Origin of the sequence: Bradyrhizobium iriomotense (genome assembly GCF_018129405.1) — a bacterium.
In the GTDB taxonomy this organism is placed as follows: domain Bacteria; phylum Pseudomonadota; class Alphaproteobacteria; order Rhizobiales; family Xanthobacteraceae; genus Bradyrhizobium; species Bradyrhizobium iriomotense_B.
The window spans coordinates 37,285-57,045 of sequence record NZ_JAFCLP010000023.1 but is presented as its reverse complement, the minus strand read 5'-3'; the positions used below and the strand labels follow the sequence as shown (position 1 = coordinate 57,045).

Here is a 19,761-nt window from a genome sequence, read left to right as displayed (position 1 = left end):
TGACTGCTATTATGCCTATAGAGGACATCGCAGGTATCTCGTCTGCGACTAGCCTAGTTTCTTTCAAGATTCCTCTTCAGTTCCCATGGTCACCAGCTTGGTCATGAATACGTCTCCTTCCGATGCGAGTTCAGTTGCGCAGGGCTTGCCGCTCGATGCTGGCGGCGAACAGGGGGGTCTCACTCTGATTGTGAGCGATCGAAGCCGGCTGGCGTTGGGAGCGGAATTGCTCGAACGGGATGCCTTGCCTCGCCAAAAACGTGAGGAATTCGTCGGTCGCGTAGGAGCGGACGCGGTTGGTGAATTCGCACTTTCCGCCACTGATGTCCTTGGCGCTCAGTTCCCACGTGACGTGGATCTTCGTCCGGCCGGTCGGCGTGAAGACATCGGAATCGGAATCGAGTACTAAATGGTCCTTCTGTCCCAGGGTCTCGACATAGTGCTGCACCATCGTGCTGCCGCCGATCGTCTCGACGTTGATTGACATGCGCCTGCCGTCGGGCGCCGTGGTGAAGCCTACGGCGATGTGAGCGGGTGAGCAGCCCTGATAGTCGCTCTCCGAGAGATTGAAGCACCAGGCCGGAATGTCGATCTTGTCGATCGGGGCGTTGATGATGGCGGTGAAGCTGGAATCAACGATTTGGCGGTCACTCATTTGGTCATCCTTTACTGCGAGCCAGCGCTCGGTTCGACGTCGGAACGGCAATTGATTAATACCACCCATGGGTGACGATCATCGGTAATGCGTTTTGGTACTTCGAGCGGACATGGATGAAATGGATGCCGAGCCCGTCGATTTCGGTGACGAACTGCGGCAAGGCGTTCAGCCGTGCCTCGACCCTGCGCCAGTCGTAGGCGGTCTGCCAGTAGCGGACGAGGTCCTGCAGCATCGCCAGCGGCACGCCCTGGGAATCGTCGGCCACGGTCTCGTTGTCCGGCCATCGGGTCGCTGCAAGGCGCTGACGAAGGTCGAGGAGGTCGGCTTCGGGAATGTTGATGTGGAACGGACGGATCTCGTGGTTCGTGGCGGCCTGCGCCAGTCGTATCGGGAAGAGGTTTGCGCCAGCGGCGGCAACTCCCATGGCAGCGGCTGTGATCAGCCTGCGCCTGTCGTGATCGATGCTTTGCTGTCTCGGCTGTGTCGCCGCAATTGCAATCGACTTCCCGGTCTGCGTGGTCATTTGACGATCTCCTCAGGTTGAGCCGCCAATCGGCAGGGCCGCGATCACCTCGGCGGTTGTCAGGATGGAATGAGCGTAGGTGGGACCGTTCAGTTCGTGGGCGGCATGCATCATTTCGTGGGTGAAGGCCGCCGTGGCGTCGCGCACCAGCGTGACGTGGTAGCCGAGCTCCATGGCGTAGCGGGCGGTGGATTCGATGCACGTATTGGCGAGCAGCCCGACGACGATCACATGCGTGATGCCCTTTTGCTTCAGCAGCATGTCAAGGTCGGTGTTGGCGAAGCCGCTTTGGCCCCAGTGCTCATGCGCGATCAGGTCGCCCGGCTTCGGTGCAAAATCGGGATGCCATTCACCGCCCCATTCACCGCGCGCGAAACTGTGGCGATGCATGATCGACCGCTGGGTCGGGTTGGGATGGTCCCAGGTCTCGTAGTCGCCCGGCTCCCAGCGGCGGTGCGGGACGATCACCTTCTGGATGCCGGCCGCGCGGACCGCGGCGTCGAGCCGGCGCAAATTGTCGAGCAGCCCGACCTCGTCGGCGATCGGCTTGATGCGCGGATAGACCTTGCCGCCCTCGGACAGGAAATCGTTGTAGGGATCGACGAAGAGCAGGGCGGTTCTGCCGTGTGGATAGGTAGTCTCGGTCATTGTCGTCTCCTTTGGGTCGCCGGGCGCCCTTTGCTGATGAACCGGGCACCGAAGGCGGCCCATTGCATTCGAACTGATGCCGTCCCATGTTGCTATGAAATTCATAGGCACAAGTGAGATGAAGAAAACGTGATGAAGATGATGAAGGACAACCTGTCTGACCAAACACTCTGCCCAATAGCCCGCGCCGAGACGGTCGTCGGCGACCGCTGGACGGTCCTGATCCTGCGCGAGCTGTTCATGGGGATGCACCGCTTCGAGGAGATCCAGGCGCAAACGGAGGGGACGCCGCAGATGATCGCTGCGCGGCTGAAGAATTTGGAGGCTGCCGGCCTGGTGAAGCGGCGCGCCTACAGCAAGCGCCCGCTACGCTACCAATATCTGCTGACGGAGAAGGGCGAAGCCTTTCATCCGGTGATCCTGGCACTGCGGGCCTGGGGAGAGACCTGGATCAAGTCGCCAAGGGAAGCTCGCGCGGTGAACTATACGCACCTGATCTGCGGTAAGCCGGCGGGCCTCGGTCCGACCTGCGAATCCTGCGGCAGGCCCCTCAGCCGGACGAATATGGTGGCGGAGCAGTCTCCCAAATATCGCCGGGAGCGGGAGGCGCGGGCCGAGGCGTTCAAGGCGAACCGTTAGGCATGCGGCCCTCAATGCTCCCTGGGGCCGTTACGCTGAAAGGAAGCAGACGCGGCCTTCGCAAAGAGGGGCTGGCATTCGATCGAAATCCACAGACCGGTTTCGGCCGCGCTACTCTCGCCCATGAGAAGCTGAGGTCGCAGAGCTTGCGAAGCGATTGAGCGGAGGTTGGGGACTGCCCAGCTCAGCACTTATCTCAGCTGTGACGAGATTGGTCAGCCGCAATTCCTCTCGAGACAGTTCATGTAGATCTTCCCAGGGCGGTACGCTCAGCGACAGCGCCAACAGATCGCCTGTGCCGCCCATTTCGAAAGTGTATTGGGCAAGACGTCCGACATCGCGCTCCACGATCATGAGATCATCTGCGCTATAGCTGGCGGCTCGCGCATCGTCAGCGCGATCACCCATCCAGATCTGATGCACGCGGACATGCGACTGTTCCGGTACGTGGCGTGACTTGCCCGATAGCAGCAGAAAAACGCACATGGACTCGCAATAAGCCTCAGGTGACACGTGAGCGCTCTCTCCACGTGCGCTGTCGGCAAGCATGCTCACCCCAACGGTCGTCAACATTCCGAGCGCCCGGAACCGCCGCCCGAGCGCAATCGAATCGTTGACTGACCCGCCGCTGGAATTCAGCACGACGGTTTCACCCCTGAGCCGACGATCGCGCGCGAAATCATCGAAATCCCCTGGGGTGCGGGCGGTGACGACGCCGACTGCGCTGACCCAGCCTCGGCAATTTGGCTGACAAGCAACCCAGCTGAATCTCATCGGTAATTTGCGTTCTTCGAGGGCGACTCCGGCGTGCGCCGCATCGCCCATGATGGCCACCAACAAAATCCACGCGAAGTAACCGGCGGTGGCGCCGAGCGACAACCAGGATCGATAGCTGGTCCGGTGAGTGCGCATCAGAAGCTACCTCGGTGGGTTATCGCGTTCCGATTACGGCGTGTGTGCACCGATGACAGGCTCGTGTGCAGCGCCTCGAGAATATGGGCCGCGAAGATGCCCGTGCTCAGCATTGCAAGAAACGCTACCAACATCTTGATAGAGCCTTTATCTGATCAGCTTTCAGCCGCACGAGGGGACGACCGCGATCGCGGTTCGCGCCATGTGGCAGCTGGAGGGCTGTGTCGTCCTGCGTTCGTTTTTGGCTGCGGTCGCATAGCTGCGTGATCCGGAGCCGAGCACCTCGACGGTCGCGGTGGCGCCCGCAACGAGTTCGTTTCGCTCGGAGCCGTCCAGCGCGATCCGGACCGGGACACGTTGCGCCAGCCGCACCCAGTTGAAGGTCGGGTTGACGTTGGCAAGCAGGGTCGAGCCGTTGCTGCGGTCGCGGTCTTCGATACCGGCTGCAACGCTCTCGACCTTGCCCAGCAACGCACGGCTGCTTCCCATCAGCCGCACGTTGACGGGATCGCCGACATGGATGCGCTGCAGCTTGGTTTCCTCGAAGTAGCCCTGGACGTGCAGGGTGTCGGTATCGAGCAGCGCCATCACGCCCTTTCCGGGGGTGAGGTAGGCGCCCGGCCGCAGCTCGTTGTTGGTGACAATGCCGCCGACCGAAGCCCGCACCTCGCTGCGTTCGATGTTGAGCTTCGCGAGGGCAACGTCCGCGACGGCCTGGTCATAGGCCGCCTGGGCCGAGCCTTGGATGGCGACGACCTGGTCCATCCGCTGCGTGGAAACCACGAGGCCGGGCGTCAGCGCACTGTAGCGCTTCAGATCGGCATTGGCATTGTCGAGCGTTGCGCGCTTGCCTTCCTGTACCGCCTCTGCCTGCTTGAGCGCGATTTCATAGCGCGCCCGGTCGATCCGGAAGAGCACGTCGCCCTTTTGTACTTGCTGATTGTCCCGAACCAGAACCTCGCTCACAAAGCCGGAAACATCGGGAGCCACGGGCACCACGTCGGCCCGCACATGTCCGTCACGGGTCCATGGCGCATCAAAGTAGTAATCCCACAGCTTGTAACCGGCCCAAAGCGCGACCAGCACGATGAGACCCGTCAGCGCGAAAGGACGCAGCGAATTGACAAGGGCTTTCATGACACCAACTCCTTGGAGGCGAGGTGAGGAACGGGCGTGACGCCATCAGGGGCATCTCGATCCCGGCGGCGTTTGGCGGCCTCGAAGTCGTGCATGCCGGTCTGCCATTGCAGGCCAACAATTGTCCCCTTCACGGGCTGCAGCAGAAAGAACGCCGAAAGCCCGGTGACGGGGAGCCAGATCAGCAATTGAAGCCAGGCCGGAGGTGAATAGGCCATCTCGACGGCAAGAAGCGCCGGGACGACGAGGTGGCCGACGACAGCGATCACCAGATAGGCTGGAAGGTCGTCTGCGCGTTGCGGCGTGTAATCTTCGCCACAAACCTCGCAGTTGCCGACCACCTTGAGAAAGCGGCCGAACAGACGGCCCTGGCCGCAGTTCGGGCACTTCATCCTGAACCCGTGCCATAACGCTTTCTGGAACGAAACGGGTGCTGTCATGAGAATAACTCCGTGGAGCCGAGGACCAGGCCTGTGACCAGGCAGATGAAAAGCGCGAAATCGAAGAGTGCGGGATGCCAAATCCATCGATAGAGGCCGATACGAGCAATCAGCTTGCTGACGAGGCGCGCAAGCACGTAGGCAACCACGCTCCAGAGCAGGAGCGTCGGAACGAGCACGCCGAAAAGGTCAAGTTGGTAATTCATGCGGCGATCGTCCCAGGTTCGATTTGCTGTGGTTGATAGGCCGGCGACTCCGGAAAGAGCCCGGACCGAACGCCGGTGAGGCCGATCAGCACGTGATCGCGGGCTTCGCTGGAGGGTTCCTGCAACGTCAGTGCGATGGTGCTATCGAGCTGTCCGATGAGGCCATCTGGAAGCGGCCCCGCCGTATGGGTCCTGCAAATCGGGGCAAGGCGGGCGAAAAAGGCTTCGACGGCCGCTCTTGTGCAGCGTGACAGGCCCAAGCTTGCGCGCCTCACGCCGACAATGTTGAGCGCCGTCCGCAGCTGGCGAAGATTGGCTGCGCCGCTCCTTGCATCGGCAGGAACGACGGTGATACGCGCAGCAAGCAGGGCGAGGCGATGCTGCATGAGACTGGCAAGCGCAAAGGGATCTTGATCCGACCTGCGCTCGGCGACTGATGCAAGCGTGGTCCAATTGCTTCGCAGCAATCGGTTAGCGATCCAGTCAGCCCCGACCAGGCGAACGATGCCGCAGGTCACGCCGGTCAGCGCCACGCCCAGCATCAGCGCAATGCTGGAGTTGGCATAGGAGGTAAAGTCCGCCGAATAGGTCTCGGTCAACGCCAGTTGCACCGAGAGATAGATGGCAAGTATGGCGCCGAGGCGTGCGGTCGCGGGCCGCGCAGCCATCCAGCCGAATAAAAGGAAAGTCGGCATCAAAGCGACAATGAGCACCTCGAGAGTCGTAATCCGCGGCAACACGCCAAACAGGTAGATGCCATGGACGGCGATAACGACGAGGAACACGCCGTAGAAATTGCGGAACGCCGGAAGCGGATCGTCCACGCCCGCCAGAAAGCTGCCGACGACGGCGGCGAAGAGCGGAGCCGCAACCCCGTCCGACCAACCAGTCGCAATGGACAAGCAACTGCAGGACAGTACCGCAAGGGCCACGGACCCGGCCGCCAGGAGCGCGGACCAGTAGTCGCGATGCGGGATGGCAACAGCCAATCCGCCAGGAGAGAAGGCGAGTGGAAGCGATTCGGGATTGCGCCCCTCGGAGATGGCCTCGCGCAGGAGCCGGCAATCCTGCATGACGTCGACAAGGTTGCGAAGCCGGACAACGAGACCAGAGATCGCAATGTCGGACCAGTCGGCATCTGCGCCCAGCACCGGTCGTATTTCATCGAGCGCCGTGCGCAACGCATCGGCTTCCTGCCCATCGCGCCCGCCCGCGTTGAGCCATGCCGCTATTCTCGTGCACATGGAGGCAACGCGTGCAGCCGCCTCTTCATGCCAGTTGAGAGACAGCTTGCGGTCTTCGATCGATCCGAGCAGCGGCAGCAGCGATAGCATATGCTGCCGGAGGCGCTGCAGCGCTCGCCCGGTATTTGCAGAAGCGGTCGCCTCATAGCCGAGACGGCGCCCAAGCTGGTCGATTTCGGAGGCCGCAGCGGCAAGACGCATGCGTTCGCTGTCACGCTCCTGATCGCTGCCGCGGCCCGTCAGGACGTCCGCGGCGAGCCGGCGCGCGCCGGCGAGCCATGCATCGGTTTGTGTGGTGACTGCGGAGGCCACGCTGCGCGGCAGCACGAGCATCGCGACGACGCTCGCGCAGACGATTCCGAGCGTGATCTCCTGCACGCGGGAAACCACGATATCGAAGGCCGCCTGGGGCGTCGAGACGATGGGAAATCCGAGCAGCGCCACGGTGTAGCCGGCCAGCATGAAGACGTAGCTGCGTGGCGTGCCGTCGATCAGCGAAAGATACAGGCAGATGCCGACCCACAGCGCGATGCAGAGGCTGAGCAGCTCCGGCGCATTGACGAGGTTCGGAACCAGCACGATGGTTCCTGCCCCGCCAATCAGTGTGCCCAGAATGCGGTAGACGGCCTTGGAGGTGGTCGCTCCCGTGAACAGGTTGGAAGTGATGTAGACCGACGCCATGGCCCAATAGGGACGCGGCATGTCCAGCAGCAGCGCGATCGAGAACGCCAGCATCGCCGCTGCAAAGGTCCGCAGCGCGAAGATGAGGGCGGCATGTCGGTCCCGGAATGAGGCACCTTGGGTCATGGCAATTGCGGCATCGGCGGACCGTTGCGTCAGCAGTGAGCGAAGTTTCTATGGTCGATGCATGACTTCGCGTCGGGCAGCGAAGCTGTTGCAAACAGGTTCGAGGCGCATTCCCGCAGTCCTGAACGTTCCCTGCAGTCAACAGAATCCGCCGACGTCTGGAGGATGCCGATGACGTCGGGTTTCACGACGTTCACGAACATCACGAGGCACAGAATCTTGCCAGCGAACACGGCGAGGCACAGAACGTCTTTCATGTCAGCTCCCGATCAATCGGTTTTGGCTGCACTGGTCATACGAGTTCTGGGCCGCCGCGGCTTTGCCCGGATTGCCGATCCGTTTTCATTTGTTGCTGTCGGCACGGTGGCCGGAGCCTCTTCCGCGAACGCATCGAGTGGACTGCGCTGCGCGGTCAGAGGAGGGTCTTCGTGAACGACGTTCGGCTCCGGGCCGGACCCGGCAGCGAGCGACACCGCCGCATGCGCGGTGTCGAACACCACCCGTTCCGGCCATTTGTGATCCGAACGGATGCGCAAATTGGCCTGTTCGCTGGGAGCGATCGTGGAATGCGAATGAGCAGGAGGCGTTGGAAGAAACCAATCGGCTGCAAACAGCGACAGGAGCAGGGCGCATCCGACCCACACGAAGTACTGACGTATCGGCATGGCAAGCGGTCTCTCAGCGACTTACCATGGCGAAGATAGTCGGACGACGTCCCGCGTGCTTTGCATCGCGTGCTCTCGTCTTGTCATTTGTTGCTGCCGGCTGGCGCGCAAGCGATAAGCAGGTTCAGGCAAAAATCGAAAGCGACTGCCTGACATTCGTCAGAGAGGATTTGGATGCTTGTGATCCCGCCGTTTGACGATATTGACCTGGCGCCTGCCCGGTTGCCTGCTTGAAGGCTCGCGTGAAATTGGCTTGGCTGGAAAAGTTGAGCGCCAACGCGATGTCCACCAAGGGCCGATCGCTACGTATCAACAGGGCTTTCGCGCGCTCCAGGCGCTTGGCACTGACGTAGCGATGGGGAGATTCTCCGACGGCTTGTCGAAAGGCTCGCGCAAAATGGTATCTGCTTAGACACGCGATCGTTGCCATACATTCGAGGCTGAGATCGCCTTCCAGGTTCGCATCAATGTAGTCCAGCACACGAATGAGTCTGCGCCGATCGAGCCCGTGGTGCGTGCGGCGAGGAAAAAGCTGAGTGTGCGATGTGCTGGGCCGCCTTTGAAGTAACCTCGCCGCCAGACTGGATGCGAGGGCTTCGACGAGCAGATTGCCGGCGGAAGTTTCAATCTTTAGCTCGGAGGCGACGGCAAATCCGATCTCGGCCAGCAGCGGATCTTCGAAAGCCGTTTCGTAGCTCAGCGCGCCGATTGCGGATTCATCGGTCTCGTTATCGAAATTGCTCGACGAGAAGTGGCTTAGCGGAAGATAGATGTGCAAGAATTCCGGCAGATCTTCAGCGAAATCGACTACACCCTCCTGCAAGCCGGGAGGAGAGAGCCAAACCGTACCTCGCCCGGCGACTATTTGACTTTCGATGCCTGGCGCCCGCCGCGTGAGAATCGTTTGATTGCTCCGGGTGGCGACGCAAATCCGGATTTCGGATTGTGGGGTCCTCCACGGGCCAACCCCTCTTTTAGCAGTGCACAATTCGGCCGTCAGGCCGGACCAGCCTCGATCCGCCGAAGATTGCAGCAGCTTGCCTGGACAATCCTGCTCCCAAACGCCGCGGTGCGGCCACTGCTCATAGTGGCCTGCGGCGGCCGGCTGCTCTGATTGCATCTCCATCTGGCGCTCCAGGATCGCATTCATCATTGTTGCGAAGCTAACTTGGCACAGGCGGCGCAATTTGCTCGTTATCGGTTGTTAGAGGCTGTTAGGGTTTGCGAGTCCCACACCAGACAGCGCCAACAACTGGTTCACATGAGGTAGCCGGAAACTCCATCCCATAATAATTTCAGCGCCGTCACGACCAACAATCCGTAGCAGACCCGATAGATCTGACGTTGGTCCAGGCTTCCGTGAAGCCGCCAACCCGACCACACGCCAGCGGGAATGGCGAGCAGGCAAATCGCCATCAACGTCCAGACCTTTGCTGTCGGCTTCACCAGCAAGAGCCACGGCACGGCCTTGGTCGCGTTGCCGACAGTGAAGAACAGGCTGGTCGTTCCTGCGTAGACCTCCTTGCTGAGGCCGAGGGGCAGCAGATACATCGCGAGCGGCGGTCCGCCCGAATGCGCTACCATCGTCGTGACTCCCGAGGCCAAACCTGCAGTGATCGCCTTCGGCGTTGAGCGTGGACTTGCCGTCACCTCCGCGCCTGCAACAAGCCACAGAGCGACAAAGATCAAGGTGATCGCGGCCATCGCGATCGCGATGGCGCGGTGATCCAGGAAGCGGAACAGCAGATATCCGAATCCAATGCCGGTCACGAGACCCGGTAACAGCAGCAGAAGATCCGGCTTCGACCAGGTCGACGGCTTCCAGTAGCGAAGGGCGAACACGTCCATCGCGATGAACAATGGCGCGAGAAGGCCGCCGGCGGTGACCGGATCCATCACGAGCGACAACAGCGGAATGCCCACAATCGAGAATCCGCCGCCAAACGCGCCCTTCATGAAGCAGATGAGGAATACGCCGGCAAAAGTGACCAGGATCGTGGCGACGGTCAGCTCCATGGCGCCGGCTCCAGGGTTGGCGCGCGCCGGCGCTCGCGTGAAATCGTGACCGCCGCGGCGGTCAGCATCTCTTCGTCCGCTTGCGCAGAGAATGTGATGAGACCGTCGACGGCGGCCTCGATCTGAAAACGGCGGATGCCGATGTCCCGCAGGGCGCGGTCGTCGAGATCGTGAAGGCAGGCAATGGCGGTCCGCCGGCCGAGGTAGTCCGCGAACCTCGCGCAAGCGCCGGCAAGCAGCCGAAACGCGATCCCGGCCCCCTTGATGGCAGCAGGAAGGATGATCGTCGAGACTATCGCAGGCATTCATCCGCCGAATTTGGAATCATCCACGTCGAAACCGTCTGCCAGACGCCGTCGCTCGACCTGCGCTGATACGTGACGAAGTCGGCGTCGTCGCTGTACTGGATTTCGTACCGATAGGATTCGAGATGCGTTGTCATTGAACTCTCCTTGTCAGTGTTGAGGACGGCGCTTCTCACGCCATCATCCAAGGAGATCGATTGGAGAGCCCGCCTGAGGAAGGGCCATAGGTGGAAAGGGTCCTTCCAGGCAGCGGAAGGTTCGCTCGATATGGGCAACCGGTCACCAAGCGATGTCGTCTTCCGCCGACCGGGGCGATATGGCAAAATCGGAAGGTATCCTCCCGAATTATGGAAGGGGATTCGATGGATCGCCTGGAAGCGATGTCGACCTTTCTGACCGTGGTCGAGCAGGGCAGCTTGTCCGCGGCGGCGCGGCGATTGAAAACGCCACTCACAACAGTCAGTCGCAACGTATCCGAGCTCGAGGCTCACCTGCGGACGAAGCTCTTCAACCGATCGAGCCGGCAGCTGGTGCTGACGGATGCGGGCACGTCCTACGTTGCGGCTTGCAAACGCATTCTCACCGATGTGCTCGAAGCGGAGCGTACCGCCTCCGGTGAGTATACCACGCCGACAGGCGAGCTGGCGGTGACGACTCCGCTGAGCCTTGGGCGTATCATTCTGATGCCGATCGTCGCGGACTTCCTCAAGGCCTATCCGGACATCAAGGTCAGGATGATCCCCACCGATCAGAAGCTGAGCCTGGCCCAGGAGCAAATCGATGTCGCGGTGCGCATCGGCGAGTTGCCGGATTCGAGCCTGGTCGCGCTACGGCTCGGCAGGACGCGCCGCGTGGTGTGCGCCAGTCCCGCCTACCTGGCGGCTCGCGGAACGCCGCGCACGCCGGAAGATTTGGCCGGACACGATTGCATCAGCTATCCCGGCTTCGCGCCCCCCGATGTCTGGACATTCGTCAAAGGCAAGGGGACCATCGCGGCGCCGGTGCATACGCGGCTCACCGTCGGCAGCGCGGAAGCGGCTTGTACGGCAGCCCGCGCAGGCGTGGGAATTTCCATCGCCTTTGCTTACCAACTCGAGGCCGGTCCGGAAGCAGGAACATTGACGACCTTGCTGGATGAATTCCAGCCACCGTCAATGCCGGTTAATCTCGTCTACACGGCCAACAGGTTTCTGCCGATCAAAGTCAGAGCGTTCCTGGACTTTGCGGCGCCGCGGCTGAAGCGGGTTTTCGCGGAGTAGACCGCGAAAATGCGAGCTCCGCCGTCGGGCTTCCAAATTCCGGAAGGATGACTCCCGATTTCCCCGCCTGTTGGCCCAGGCCTTTCGCCCCACCTCCCAGTCACGACCTGCCTGATAACGGCGTCACGAACTGGAGGCGAATATGGGTGAAGTTATCCAATTTATCCCGAAGGCCGAGCGCGAACGGCTCCGCCTGATACGAGAAGCCCGCGCGATCTACGAGAGTGTGTTCCCGCCGGCCGATCCTGTCAGCGGGCAGCCCGACAACGCACCAATCGTCATCAACGGAACCTGGATTCATCGGGGCGGCGAACCGTTGTCGTGATCAACGACTTCGCGGTGTTCGATCGTCAATCATTAGGAGAAATCGTCATGTCAATCCGCAACACGCTTTTCGCCGCCGCATTCGGTATCGCTTCTCTGACGGCCGCCCACGCAGAAGGGCTGCGTCCCATCGAGGCCAAGAGCATCAACCTCGGCGGGATATCGGGGGTCGCCTACTACACTGTCGAGCGCGATGGATTTCGCGTGGTCGCCACTCTGGCGCAAGGCGAGACAGGAACACCGGTCCGCGTCGTATCTCTTCTCACGCCTGGTCAGCGCCTGCTCCTCTCGACGCCGCAGCCGGCGGGCGTGATCGAGATCAGCCGGGAAGGTGACAGCGTGCTGGTTCGCAAATCGAACACAGCCTCGAACTGAACTTCGACTCGAACGGCTGCGCTCACTAAGCGGAGCGCAGCCAGGGAAACTGCACATGTCCACCATCCATCTTCATCGCCTTCAGCATCGCAGCCTGAGGAGGCCGACATGACCATGGTCCAAGCGAGCCGCGAGTCTGCAAGCCAAATCCCAGCAGATCAGCTCTATCTCGACGACCTTCACGTCGGACAACGCTTCACCACCGGAACGTACCGGCTCGACGAAGCGCAGATCAAGGCATTCGCTCTTCAGTTCGATCCGCAACCCTTCCATACGGACGAGCACGCCGCCGAGCGGACGTTCTTCAAGGGCCTGGCGGCGAGCGGTTGGCACACCGCCGCGATCACGATGCGTCTGAACGTCGAGAGCGGTCCGCCACTCGCCGGCGGCTTCGTCGGCGCCGGGGGCGAGGTGAGCTGGGCGGCACCGGTCCGTCCCGGCGACGTGCTCCATGTCGAAAGCGAAGTCGTTGAAGTCACGCCGTCACGCTCGAGGCCCGACCGCGGAACGATCGTCCTTCTCAGCCGGACGGTGAACCAACGCGGCGACGTTGTTCTGATTCAAAAGGCCAAGCTTGTTGTTCTGTGCAAAATCGCGGCGTGAGCGAAAATCGACCTGCAAAGCGAACATCAGGCAAGAATAGAAATGTCGCCTGTCTGACGGCGGCGATCTCCCGGATCCCAGAGGGCGAGCAACGTTGAGGTCAACTTTGCAGGAGCGCGTCGTGGAAATTCGACAGGAGCAACAGGCTGACGCGGGCCGCAATGAGTCGTGGCCGTACCACGATTTTTGGGGGAAGCATGGTCCCGTCAATCTGGCTTCAACCTCAAGCAACCGAGGCTGGTCGGGCCTGTCGGCCCAATTGTGCAGCGTCGGTAAAGCGGTGTTCCCTTGGAAGACCCCGCAATCCGAGATCAGGATGTGCGTCGATGTCCGCGGCAATAAATCGTTCATCGAGCGGCGGGCCCCAGGCATCGAAAGCCGGATCGTCGTAAGGCGAGGCACAGTTTGGCTCTCTCCTGCCGGCTTGCAGGAAGGTTCGATTGATATCGCCGAAGATATGAGCGGAGTGTTGCACATCTATCTTCCACTCAGCCACTTCTCTCCGGGCAACCTCGATATCAACATCGATCGGTCGGTAGTCGGAGCGTTAGGCTACGAAAGTGCTTTCGAAGATCCGTTGCTGGCCGAGATCGGATGTGCAGTCGCATCGGAGCTGGAGGCTGAAACCTCTGCCGGGAGCCTGCTCATCGAAGGCCTCGCATCCAGTCTGGCGGCGAGGTTGGTGCAAAAACACATCAGGCATTCGACCGGCCAGGCCATTTTCCCTCTGGCAAGGGGAGCGCTCGATCGACGCAGACTCCAGCGTGTGCTGGATTACATCGAAACGAACCTGGAAGGGGATCTCACCCTCGATCTCATGGCATCCATTGCTTGCCTGAGCCGATACCATTTTTCCCGTGCCTTCAAGCAAGCCGTCGGGCAACCTCCTCATCGTTACGTCAGCGCCAGACGCCTTGATCGTGCGAAAGCCTTGTTGACGCAGGGTGAGCGATCGTTGGCGGATATTGCGCTGGCGCTCAGCTTTTCCGACCAAGCCAGCTTCACGCGCGCATTCCGGCAAGCAACAGGCCATGCGCCCGGTCAGTTTCGTCAGGTATTCCGATCGTAATACCACGGTCACTGAGACTAGCCGTCCTGCTTGGTGATCTGAATAATTGAAATACGCCATGGTCGCGCGGCACGTTCGGCATTTTCCAAACCCAGCCATCACCTCAGATCGTCTTGAGTAGGGCGCGGCCATTATCCCGCATCTGCGTCTGCCGCCTCGCTCGCCAGCAACAAATGACAAAACGACAGCACGCGATGCAAAGCCGCCTGCGGGCCGCTTCCCTATGTTCGATGCGTTGGAACGAGACGCCTGCTGCAGTCGCAGGCCCCACATCGAAATGGAGATCGAAATGGCCACCGCTGCTGCACTGAAACCTTCGGGACCGAAACAGCTTCCTCCGCCGAACGCCGACTTCTTTCAATTCGCTGACACGCTGGGCGACGAGGAGAGGGCGATCGTCAAGAAGGTGCGCGCCTACATGGAGACGAAGGTCGCTCCCATCATCAACAAGCACTGGGTCGAGGACTCATTCCCGTTCGAGCTGCTCCCGTCATACAAGGATCTGAACATCGCCGGGATCGGCATCAACGGTTACGGCTGCCCGGGCGGAAGCCCGCTGCTGGTCGCCCTGGTCGCCCTGGAGATCGCGCGCACCGACGTTTCGTTCTGCACCTTCCATGGTGTTCACACCGGGCTCGCCATGGAATCCATTTACCTCGCGGGTAGCGAGGAGCAGAAGCAGAAATGGCTGCCGCCGATGGCGCGCATGGAAAAGGTCGGCTGCTTCGCGCTGACCGAGCCGCTGGTGGGCTCAGGCGCCGGTGCCGGTCTCCTGACCACGGCGAAGCGTGACGGCGACACCTGGATCCTCAACGGCCAGAAGCGCTGGATCGGCAACGCGCCTTGGTGCGACATCTCGATCGTCTGGGCACGCGACGTGGCCGACAACCAGGTCAAGGGTTTCATCGTCGAGAACAAGACGACGCCCGGTTTCAGCGTCGAGAAGATCGGGAACAAGATTGCGCTGAAGGTCGTGCAGAACGGCCAGATCACGCTCACCGACTGCCGCGTGCCCGATGCGAACCGTCTGCAGGGCGGCAAGGGGACGTTCCGCGATCCCGCGCTGGTGCTGCGCGGCACACGGCATGGCGTCGGCTGGGAGATCACCGGGGCCCAGATGGGGGCCTACGAGAATGCCCTCAAATACGCGCAGGAGCGCCTGCAGTTTGGCAAGCCGATTGCCTCGTTCCAGCTCATCCAGGAGCTGCTGGCGAAGATGCTGGGCAACATCGTGGCCTGTCAATCCATGCTGGCCCGTGCGGTGCAGCTGGAAAGCCAAGGCAAGCTGACGGACGCGCAGGCAGCAATCGTCAAGGCGTTCTGCACGAGCAAGGCGCGGGAAACGGTCGCCTGGGCCCGCGAGGTGCTGGGCGGCAACGGGATCGTGGTCGACTACAACGTCGCGCGCTTCTTTGCCGACACCGAAGCGATCTATTCCTACGAAGGCACCTACCAGATGCAGAACCTGATCGTCGGCAAGGCGATCACCGGGTTCAGTGCTTTCGTCTGATGTCACGAACGGGCCGGCACTCGGCTGCCGGCCCATCCCTCAGCCAGGATCGATCAACATGTCAGCATCAGCAGTTGCCGCGCCGCCGCTTGCGAATGTCCTCTACGAGACACGGGGCGTGATCGCCTATGTAACGGTCAATCGACCCAAGGTGCTCAACGCTCTCAACGTAGCAACCTGGCAGGACCTGTCGACCGCATTCGAGAATGCAAAAAGCGACCCGACCGTGCGCGGCGTCATCCTGACCGGAGCAGGCGACAAAGCCTTCATCGCCGGCGCCGATATCAGCGGTTTGGCGCAAGCGACTGCGATCGAGGCCGAGCGGTCCAGCCGCTTCGGACAGCAGGTCCTCGATCTCATCGAGAATCTCGGCAAGCCGGTGATCGCGGCGATCAACGGCTTTGCGCTCGGCGGCGGCTGCGAGACCGCGATGGCCTGCACCATCCGCATCGCGGCGGAGCACGCGAAGTTTGGCCAGCCGGAGGTGAAGCGCGGATTGCTTCCGGGTGGTGGCGGCACGCAGCGGCTGCCGCGTCTCGTCGGCAAGGGCCGGGCTCTCCAGCTCATTCTGACAGGCGGACTGATCAGTGCGCAGGAGGCTTACCGCGTCGGGCTGGTCAACGAGATCGTCCCCGCGTCCGACCTGATCCCGCGCGCAGAAGCGATCCTGAGCGAGATCGCCGCCAACGCGCCGCTCGCCGTCAAGTTCGCGCTGGATGCCACCAACAAGGGAATGGAGACCAGCCAGAGCGAAGGCCTCGCCCTCGAAGCGTCCTATTTCGGGCTGTGCGCGGGCACGGAGGACAAGAAGGAAGGCACGTCGGCCTTCCTCGAGAAGCGCGCGCCGCAATTTCACGGCCGCTGAGATTGCAATCCAGCAAACCAGATCGAACGCAGGAGCGACCAATGGTAAACGACAACATCTTCTCGGGCTTGAAAGTCGTTGACTTCTCGAGCTTCGTCGCCGCACCGGGTGCGGCCGTGATCCTCTCCGACTTCGGCGCAGATGTCATCAAGGTCGAGCCGCCGCACGGCGACCCCTGGCGCAATGGGCACAAGGTGCCATTCCAGCCGAACGCCCACGATCCGTATCAGTGGCATCTCGCCAACCGCAACAAGCGCAGCCTCGCGCTGGATCTCAAGTCACAGGGCGCGCAGCAGATCATCTTCGAGCTCGCCAACTGGGCCGACGTCTTCATCGTCAACACGCCGCACCATGCACGGAAGAAGCTGAAGCTCGAATATGATGACGTGGCGGGATGGAATCCGCGCCTGATCTATGCCGACCTCACGGGCTTCGGCGAGCACGGGCCGGACGCCGAACTGCCGGGTTTCGACATCACCTCGTACTGGGCGCGCAGCGGCCTTTTGTCGATGACGCGCGATGCCGGCGCGCCGCCGACCTGGCCGGTGGGTGGCAGCGGCGACAATGCCACGGCCGTCGGTCTCTACGCGGCGATCGTCACCGCCCTGTACCGGCGCGAGCGTACCGGCAAAGGCTCCTATGTCACGACGTCGCTGCTGGCCCAAGGCGTGTGGTCTGCGAGCGTTTCCATTCAGGCAGCTCTCGCCGGCGCCAAGTTTCCGCCGATGCACGATCGCACGCATCCGGCCAATGCTGCGGCGAACGTCTATCGTTCCGCCGACGGCACGTGGTTCGTCCTCATCGTGACGCCGGACAAGGTTGTTCCCGTCGTGAATGCAATGGGCCGGCACGACCTGCTGACCGACTCGCGCTTTTCCGATCCTGCGCAGCTGGTCGCGAACATGCCGCAACTGACGGCAATCTTCGACGAGGTTTTCGGCGCCAAGCCGATGGCGCACTGGCATGAAGTGTTTTCCGGCGTGAACGTCACTTTCGGCGAAGTGCGCGGGCCGCAGGAAGTCGTCAACGACCCGCAGCTCGCGGCCAACGATATCGTCGTTCCGCTCAACGGCGCCGGCGGCAAGCTGACCTCGACGATCTCGAGCCCGATCACGGTGCATGGCGTCACCAAGGCTCCGGCCCAGCGCGCGCCCGACCTCGGCGAGCATACTGAGCAGATCCTTCGCGAACTCGGCTTCGACGCCAACAGTATCATCAACCTGCGCGAAAACGGCGCCATCGCGAAGGCGGCGCCACCGCGCAAGCAGGAAAACGCGGTCTGACAGCCGACAGACCATCGAAAAGGAAGCACGCAATGAGCGCCATCATCACCGAGCGTTCCGGCGGCATCTTGCGGGTCGAGCTCAATCGCCCAGCGCAGAAAAACGCGATGACGGCCGGCATGTACACGAGCCTCACCGGCATCTTCAGGGAAGCCGACAAGGACGAGGACATCCGCGTCGTGCTCTGGCACGGCGCCGGCGAAGCGACACAAAAGGACAGACCATGACCGTACTCCATGCCACGCAGACAAAAGGCGTATCGGGCGCGACCCGATCCGGCCGCTTGTTTCTCCTCGACTTGAGCGGCGGGCGGGTCCTGTCGATGAATCCGGACGGCTCGCATCCCCACGTCATCGCGGCCGACTGTCCGCATCCCGACGGGATCGTCGTCAACGTGGCAGCCGGTCACGTCTATTGGACCAATATGGGCGTTCCCAGCCGGAACGACGGCTCGATCGAACGCGCCGACCTCGATGGCAGCAATCGCAGGTTCATCGTCGCGCCTGGCGGCACATTTACGCCGAAGCAGCTGCATCTCGATGAGGCGAACGGCAAGCTGTACTGGTCCGACCGCGAGGGCATGCGAGTCATGCGCGCCAATCTCGACGGCTCGCGGATCGAGACGCTCGTCGAGACCGGCCAGGGCGAAAACGACCGCCGCGATCAGTCCAGATGGTGCGTTGGGATCGCCGTCGACGTCGAACGGCGGCAGATCTACTGGACACAGAAGGGCGGCGATAACGCCGAAGTCGGACGAATCTTGCGCGCCGGGATCGAGATCCCGAAGGGCGAGACGGCGGCTGACCGCAGCGACATCGAGGTGTTCTTCAACGGGCTTCCCGAGCCGATCGATCTCGAAATCGATCTGGACCATCGCGTCCTTTACTGGACCGACCGCGGCAATCCCCCGCGCGGCAACACGGTGAACCGTGCGCCCATCGACGCGAAGCCCGCGCAGAACGTGCCGCAGATCGTGGTCTCGGACCTGATGGAAGGGATTGGCATCGCGCTGGATGTTCCGGGCAACCGCATGTTCGTGACCGATTTCGCCGGCTCGCTCTATGCGGCGAAGCTCGACGGGACCGGGAAGCGGATGCTTCTCGCCGCCCAGGGAAATCTCACCGGCGTCGCATACGTCGAAGTCTGACAACCAGCATTGGAGCATACCCATGACCAATATCAAACCCATTCGTCGCGTCGCAATCATCGGCACCGGCGTGATCGGCGCGAGCTGGGCCGCGCAGTACCTCGCCAAGGGACTCGAAGTCGTCGCGACGGACATCGCGCCCGATGCAGAGTCCGCGCTGCGGAAGTTCGTGAAGTCGGCCTGGCCGGCGCTCGAACGGCTGGGCCTGTCCCCTGGCGCATCGCAGGCGAAGCTGAAGTTCACGGCCGACATGGCCGAAGCGGTCACCGGTGTCGACCTCGTCCAGGAGAACGGACCCGAGCGGCTGGAGTTCAAGCAGAAACTGTACAAGCAGCTCGACGAGCTGCTGCCGCCGGACGTGATCATCGCGTCGAGCTCATCTGGGATCAAGATGAGCGACATCCAGTCGGGCGCGACACTGCATCCGGAGCGTTGCGTCATCGGTCACCCCTTCAATCCGCCGCACCTGATCCCTCTGGTCGAGGTCGTCGGCGGGACCAGGACCTCGGAGCAGACGATCCAGCGTGCGATCGCCTTCTACAAGTCGATCGGCAAGAAGGCGGTACGGCTCAACAAGGAAATGCCGGGCCATGTCGCCAATCGCCTGCAGGGCGCACTGGCGCGAGAAGTCTACTACCTTATTGCCGAGGATGTGCTGAGCGCTGCCGACGTCGACGACGCCTTGTCCTGGGGCCCAGGCCTGCGCTGGGGCATCATGGGCAACATGATGCTCAACCATCTCGGCGGCGGCCAGGGCGGCATCGAGCATTTCCTTCACCAGTTTGCCGGTCCGTTGAGCGCATCGTGGAAGACCCTCGGCTCGCCCGCGCTCACTCCCGGGGTCCAGAAGAAGCTGATCGACGGCGTTCATGCCGAGGTCGGATCGCGCAGCATCGAGGAGCTGGAGGCGGAGCGGGACGAGATTCTGCTCGGTCTCCTCGAACTCCGCAACAACCGTCGGAAGACGGTCTCCCCGCACAAGGTCGCGGCCGAGTAGCGCGGACGATCCGAAGCCAAGCGAGCGTAGTTGCATTTGTCGTTGCCGGGCTTGACCCGGCAACCCCCTTTCTGAAGAATGATAAGTGCATCGGGTCCGGCATGACGCGTGGCATCACCGATGTAAAAG

Annotated in this window: 25 protein-coding genes and 1 pseudogene; 12 read left to right on the top strand and 14 right to left on the bottom strand. The window is 61.9% G+C overall.

The window, feature by feature from the left end:
• Positions 1–130: 130 nt before the first annotated feature.
• The 3 genes and pseudogenes from JQ592_RS32580 to JQ592_RS32570 all read right to left on the bottom strand — a co-directional run bounded on the left by JQ592_RS32580 (position 131) and on the right by JQ592_RS32570 (position 1,829).
• Positions 131–655, bottom strand: coding sequence for a hypothetical protein (locus tag JQ592_RS32580; RefSeq protein ID WP_211406819.1), 525 nt, complete (start codon positions 653–655; stop codon positions 131–133).
• Between the two features lie 61 nt (positions 656–716).
• Positions 717–1,181: pseudogene (locus JQ592_RS32575) on the bottom strand (epoxide hydrolase N-terminal domain-containing protein); the annotation flags it as partial.
• Between the two features lie 12 nt (positions 1,182–1,193).
• Entirely contained in the window at positions 1,194–1,829 is a 636-nt protein-coding gene (locus JQ592_RS32570) for an isochorismatase family cysteine hydrolase (RefSeq protein ID WP_211406817.1), read from the bottom strand.
• A gap of 138 nt (positions 1,830–1,967) precedes the next feature.
• Between JQ592_RS32570 and JQ592_RS32565 the strand changes: the two genes are divergently transcribed.
• Positions 1,968–2,468, top strand: a complete 501-nt coding sequence (locus tag JQ592_RS32565) for a winged helix-turn-helix transcriptional regulator (protein WP_211406904.1) — start codon at positions 1,968–1,970, stop codon at positions 2,466–2,468.
• 111 nt (positions 2,469–2,579) lie between these two features.
• Here the strand turns inward: JQ592_RS32565 and JQ592_RS32560 are convergent, their stop codons facing one another.
• From JQ592_RS32560 to JQ592_RS32510, 11 genes are all read right to left on the bottom strand, one after another.
• On the bottom strand, positions 2,580–3,380 hold the full coding sequence (locus tag JQ592_RS32560) for a hypothetical protein (protein ID WP_433996444.1): 801 nt from the start codon (positions 3,378–3,380) through the stop codon (positions 2,580–2,582).
• Between the two features lie 162 nt (positions 3,381–3,542).
• A complete protein-coding gene (locus JQ592_RS32555) occupies positions 3,543–4,517 on the bottom strand; it encodes an efflux RND transporter periplasmic adaptor subunit (RefSeq protein ID WP_211406816.1) in 975 nt (324 codons plus the stop codon).
• Positions 4,514–4,957, bottom strand: coding sequence for a DUF983 domain-containing protein (locus JQ592_RS32550; protein WP_211406815.1), 444 nt, complete (start codon positions 4,955–4,957; stop codon positions 4,514–4,516). The genes JQ592_RS32555 and JQ592_RS32550 overlap by 4 nt, the downstream gene beginning before the upstream one ends.
• Positions 4,954–5,163, bottom strand: coding sequence for a DUF1656 domain-containing protein (locus JQ592_RS32545; protein WP_211406814.1), 210 nt, complete (start codon positions 5,161–5,163; stop codon positions 4,954–4,956). Before JQ592_RS32545 ends, JQ592_RS32550 begins: the two co-directional genes overlap by 4 nt.
• Positions 5,160–7,214, bottom strand: a complete 2,055-nt coding sequence (locus JQ592_RS32540) for an FUSC family protein (protein WP_211406813.1) — start codon at positions 7,212–7,214, stop codon at positions 5,160–5,162. The genes JQ592_RS32545 and JQ592_RS32540 overlap by 4 nt, the downstream gene beginning before the upstream one ends.
• Positions 7,215–7,243: 29 nt before the next feature.
• Complete coding sequence (locus JQ592_RS32535; protein WP_211406812.1) at positions 7,244–7,471, bottom strand: hypothetical protein; 228 nt, start codon at positions 7,469–7,471, stop codon at positions 7,244–7,246.
• Between the two features lie 12 nt (positions 7,472–7,483).
• Positions 7,484–7,879 carry a hypothetical protein gene (locus JQ592_RS32530; RefSeq protein ID WP_211406811.1) on the bottom strand — a complete coding sequence of 132 codons (396 nt, stop codon included), beginning with the start codon at positions 7,877–7,879 and terminating at the stop codon, positions 7,484–7,486.
• A 124-nt stretch (positions 7,880–8,003) separates the two neighbouring features.
• Positions 8,004–9,032, bottom strand: coding sequence for a helix-turn-helix domain-containing protein (locus JQ592_RS38440; protein WP_246820835.1), 1,029 nt, complete (start codon positions 9,030–9,032; stop codon positions 8,004–8,006).
• A gap of 104 nt (positions 9,033–9,136) precedes the next feature.
• Positions 9,137–9,895, bottom strand: coding sequence for a sulfite exporter TauE/SafE family protein (locus JQ592_RS32520; protein WP_211406810.1), 759 nt, complete (start codon positions 9,893–9,895; stop codon positions 9,137–9,139).
• Positions 9,886–10,200, bottom strand: a complete 315-nt coding sequence (locus JQ592_RS32515) for a DUF1127 domain-containing protein (RefSeq protein WP_211406809.1) — start codon at positions 10,198–10,200, stop codon at positions 9,886–9,888. The genes JQ592_RS32520 and JQ592_RS32515 overlap by 10 nt, the downstream gene beginning before the upstream one ends.
• Positions 10,188–10,337 (bottom strand): hypothetical protein, encoded by a 150-nt coding sequence (locus JQ592_RS32510; protein WP_211406808.1) that lies wholly within the window; start codon positions 10,335–10,337, stop codon positions 10,188–10,190. Before JQ592_RS32510 ends, JQ592_RS32515 begins: the two co-directional genes overlap by 13 nt.
• Before the next feature lie 225 nt (positions 10,338–10,562).
• Between JQ592_RS32510 and JQ592_RS32505 the strand changes: the two genes are divergently transcribed.
• From JQ592_RS32505 to JQ592_RS32455, 11 genes are all read left to right on the top strand, one after another.
• The gene (locus JQ592_RS32505) at positions 10,563–11,459 is read left to right on the top strand and encodes a LysR family transcriptional regulator (protein ID WP_211406807.1); all 897 of its coding nucleotides are present in this window, start codon (positions 10,563–10,565) and stop codon (positions 11,457–11,459) included.
• A 142-nt stretch (positions 11,460–11,601) separates the two neighbouring features.
• Positions 11,602–11,784, top strand: a complete 183-nt coding sequence (locus JQ592_RS32500) for a hypothetical protein (RefSeq protein WP_211406806.1) — start codon at positions 11,602–11,604, stop codon at positions 11,782–11,784.
• Positions 11,781–12,158, top strand: coding sequence for a hypothetical protein (locus JQ592_RS32495; protein ID WP_349630514.1), 378 nt, complete (start codon positions 11,781–11,783; stop codon positions 12,156–12,158). Before JQ592_RS32500 ends, JQ592_RS32495 begins: the two co-directional genes overlap by 4 nt.
• 108 nt (positions 12,159–12,266) lie before the next feature.
• A complete protein-coding gene (locus tag JQ592_RS32490; RefSeq protein ID WP_211406805.1) occupies positions 12,267–12,761 on the top strand; it encodes a MaoC family dehydratase in 495 nt (164 codons plus the stop codon).
• A gap of 121 nt (positions 12,762–12,882) precedes the next feature.
• Positions 12,883–13,830, top strand: a complete 948-nt coding sequence (locus tag JQ592_RS38805) for an AraC family transcriptional regulator (RefSeq protein ID WP_349630513.1) — start codon at positions 12,883–12,885, stop codon at positions 13,828–13,830.
• A 289-nt stretch (positions 13,831–14,119) separates the two neighbouring features.
• The gene (locus JQ592_RS32480; protein WP_211406804.1) at positions 14,120–15,340 is read left to right on the top strand and encodes an acyl-CoA dehydrogenase family protein; all 1,221 of its coding nucleotides are present in this window, start codon (positions 14,120–14,122) and stop codon (positions 15,338–15,340) included.
• A 58-nt stretch (positions 15,341–15,398) separates the two neighbouring features.
• A complete protein-coding gene (locus JQ592_RS32475) occupies positions 15,399–16,205 on the top strand; it encodes an enoyl-CoA hydratase-related protein (RefSeq protein ID WP_211406803.1) in 807 nt (268 codons plus the stop codon).
• 41 nt (positions 16,206–16,246) lie between these two features.
• Positions 16,247–17,488 (top strand): CaiB/BaiF CoA transferase family protein, encoded by a 1,242-nt coding sequence (locus JQ592_RS32470; RefSeq protein WP_211406802.1) that lies wholly within the window; start codon positions 16,247–16,249, stop codon positions 17,486–17,488.
• A 32-nt stretch (positions 17,489–17,520) separates the two neighbouring features.
• Positions 17,521–17,715 carry an enoyl-CoA hydratase/isomerase family protein gene (locus JQ592_RS32465; RefSeq protein ID WP_211406801.1) on the top strand — a complete coding sequence of 65 codons (195 nt, stop codon included), beginning with the start codon at positions 17,521–17,523 and terminating at the stop codon, positions 17,713–17,715.
• Positions 17,712–18,635 (top strand): 3-hydroxyacyl-CoA dehydrogenase, encoded by a 924-nt coding sequence (locus JQ592_RS32460; protein ID WP_211406800.1) that lies wholly within the window; start codon positions 17,712–17,714, stop codon positions 18,633–18,635. The genes JQ592_RS32465 and JQ592_RS32460 overlap by 4 nt, the downstream gene beginning before the upstream one ends.
• Positions 18,636–18,657: 22 nt before the next feature.
• Entirely contained in the window at positions 18,658–19,632 is a 975-nt protein-coding gene (locus JQ592_RS32455) for a 3-hydroxyacyl-CoA dehydrogenase NAD-binding domain-containing protein (protein ID WP_211406799.1), read from the top strand.
• Positions 19,633–19,761 lie beyond the last annotated feature (129 nt).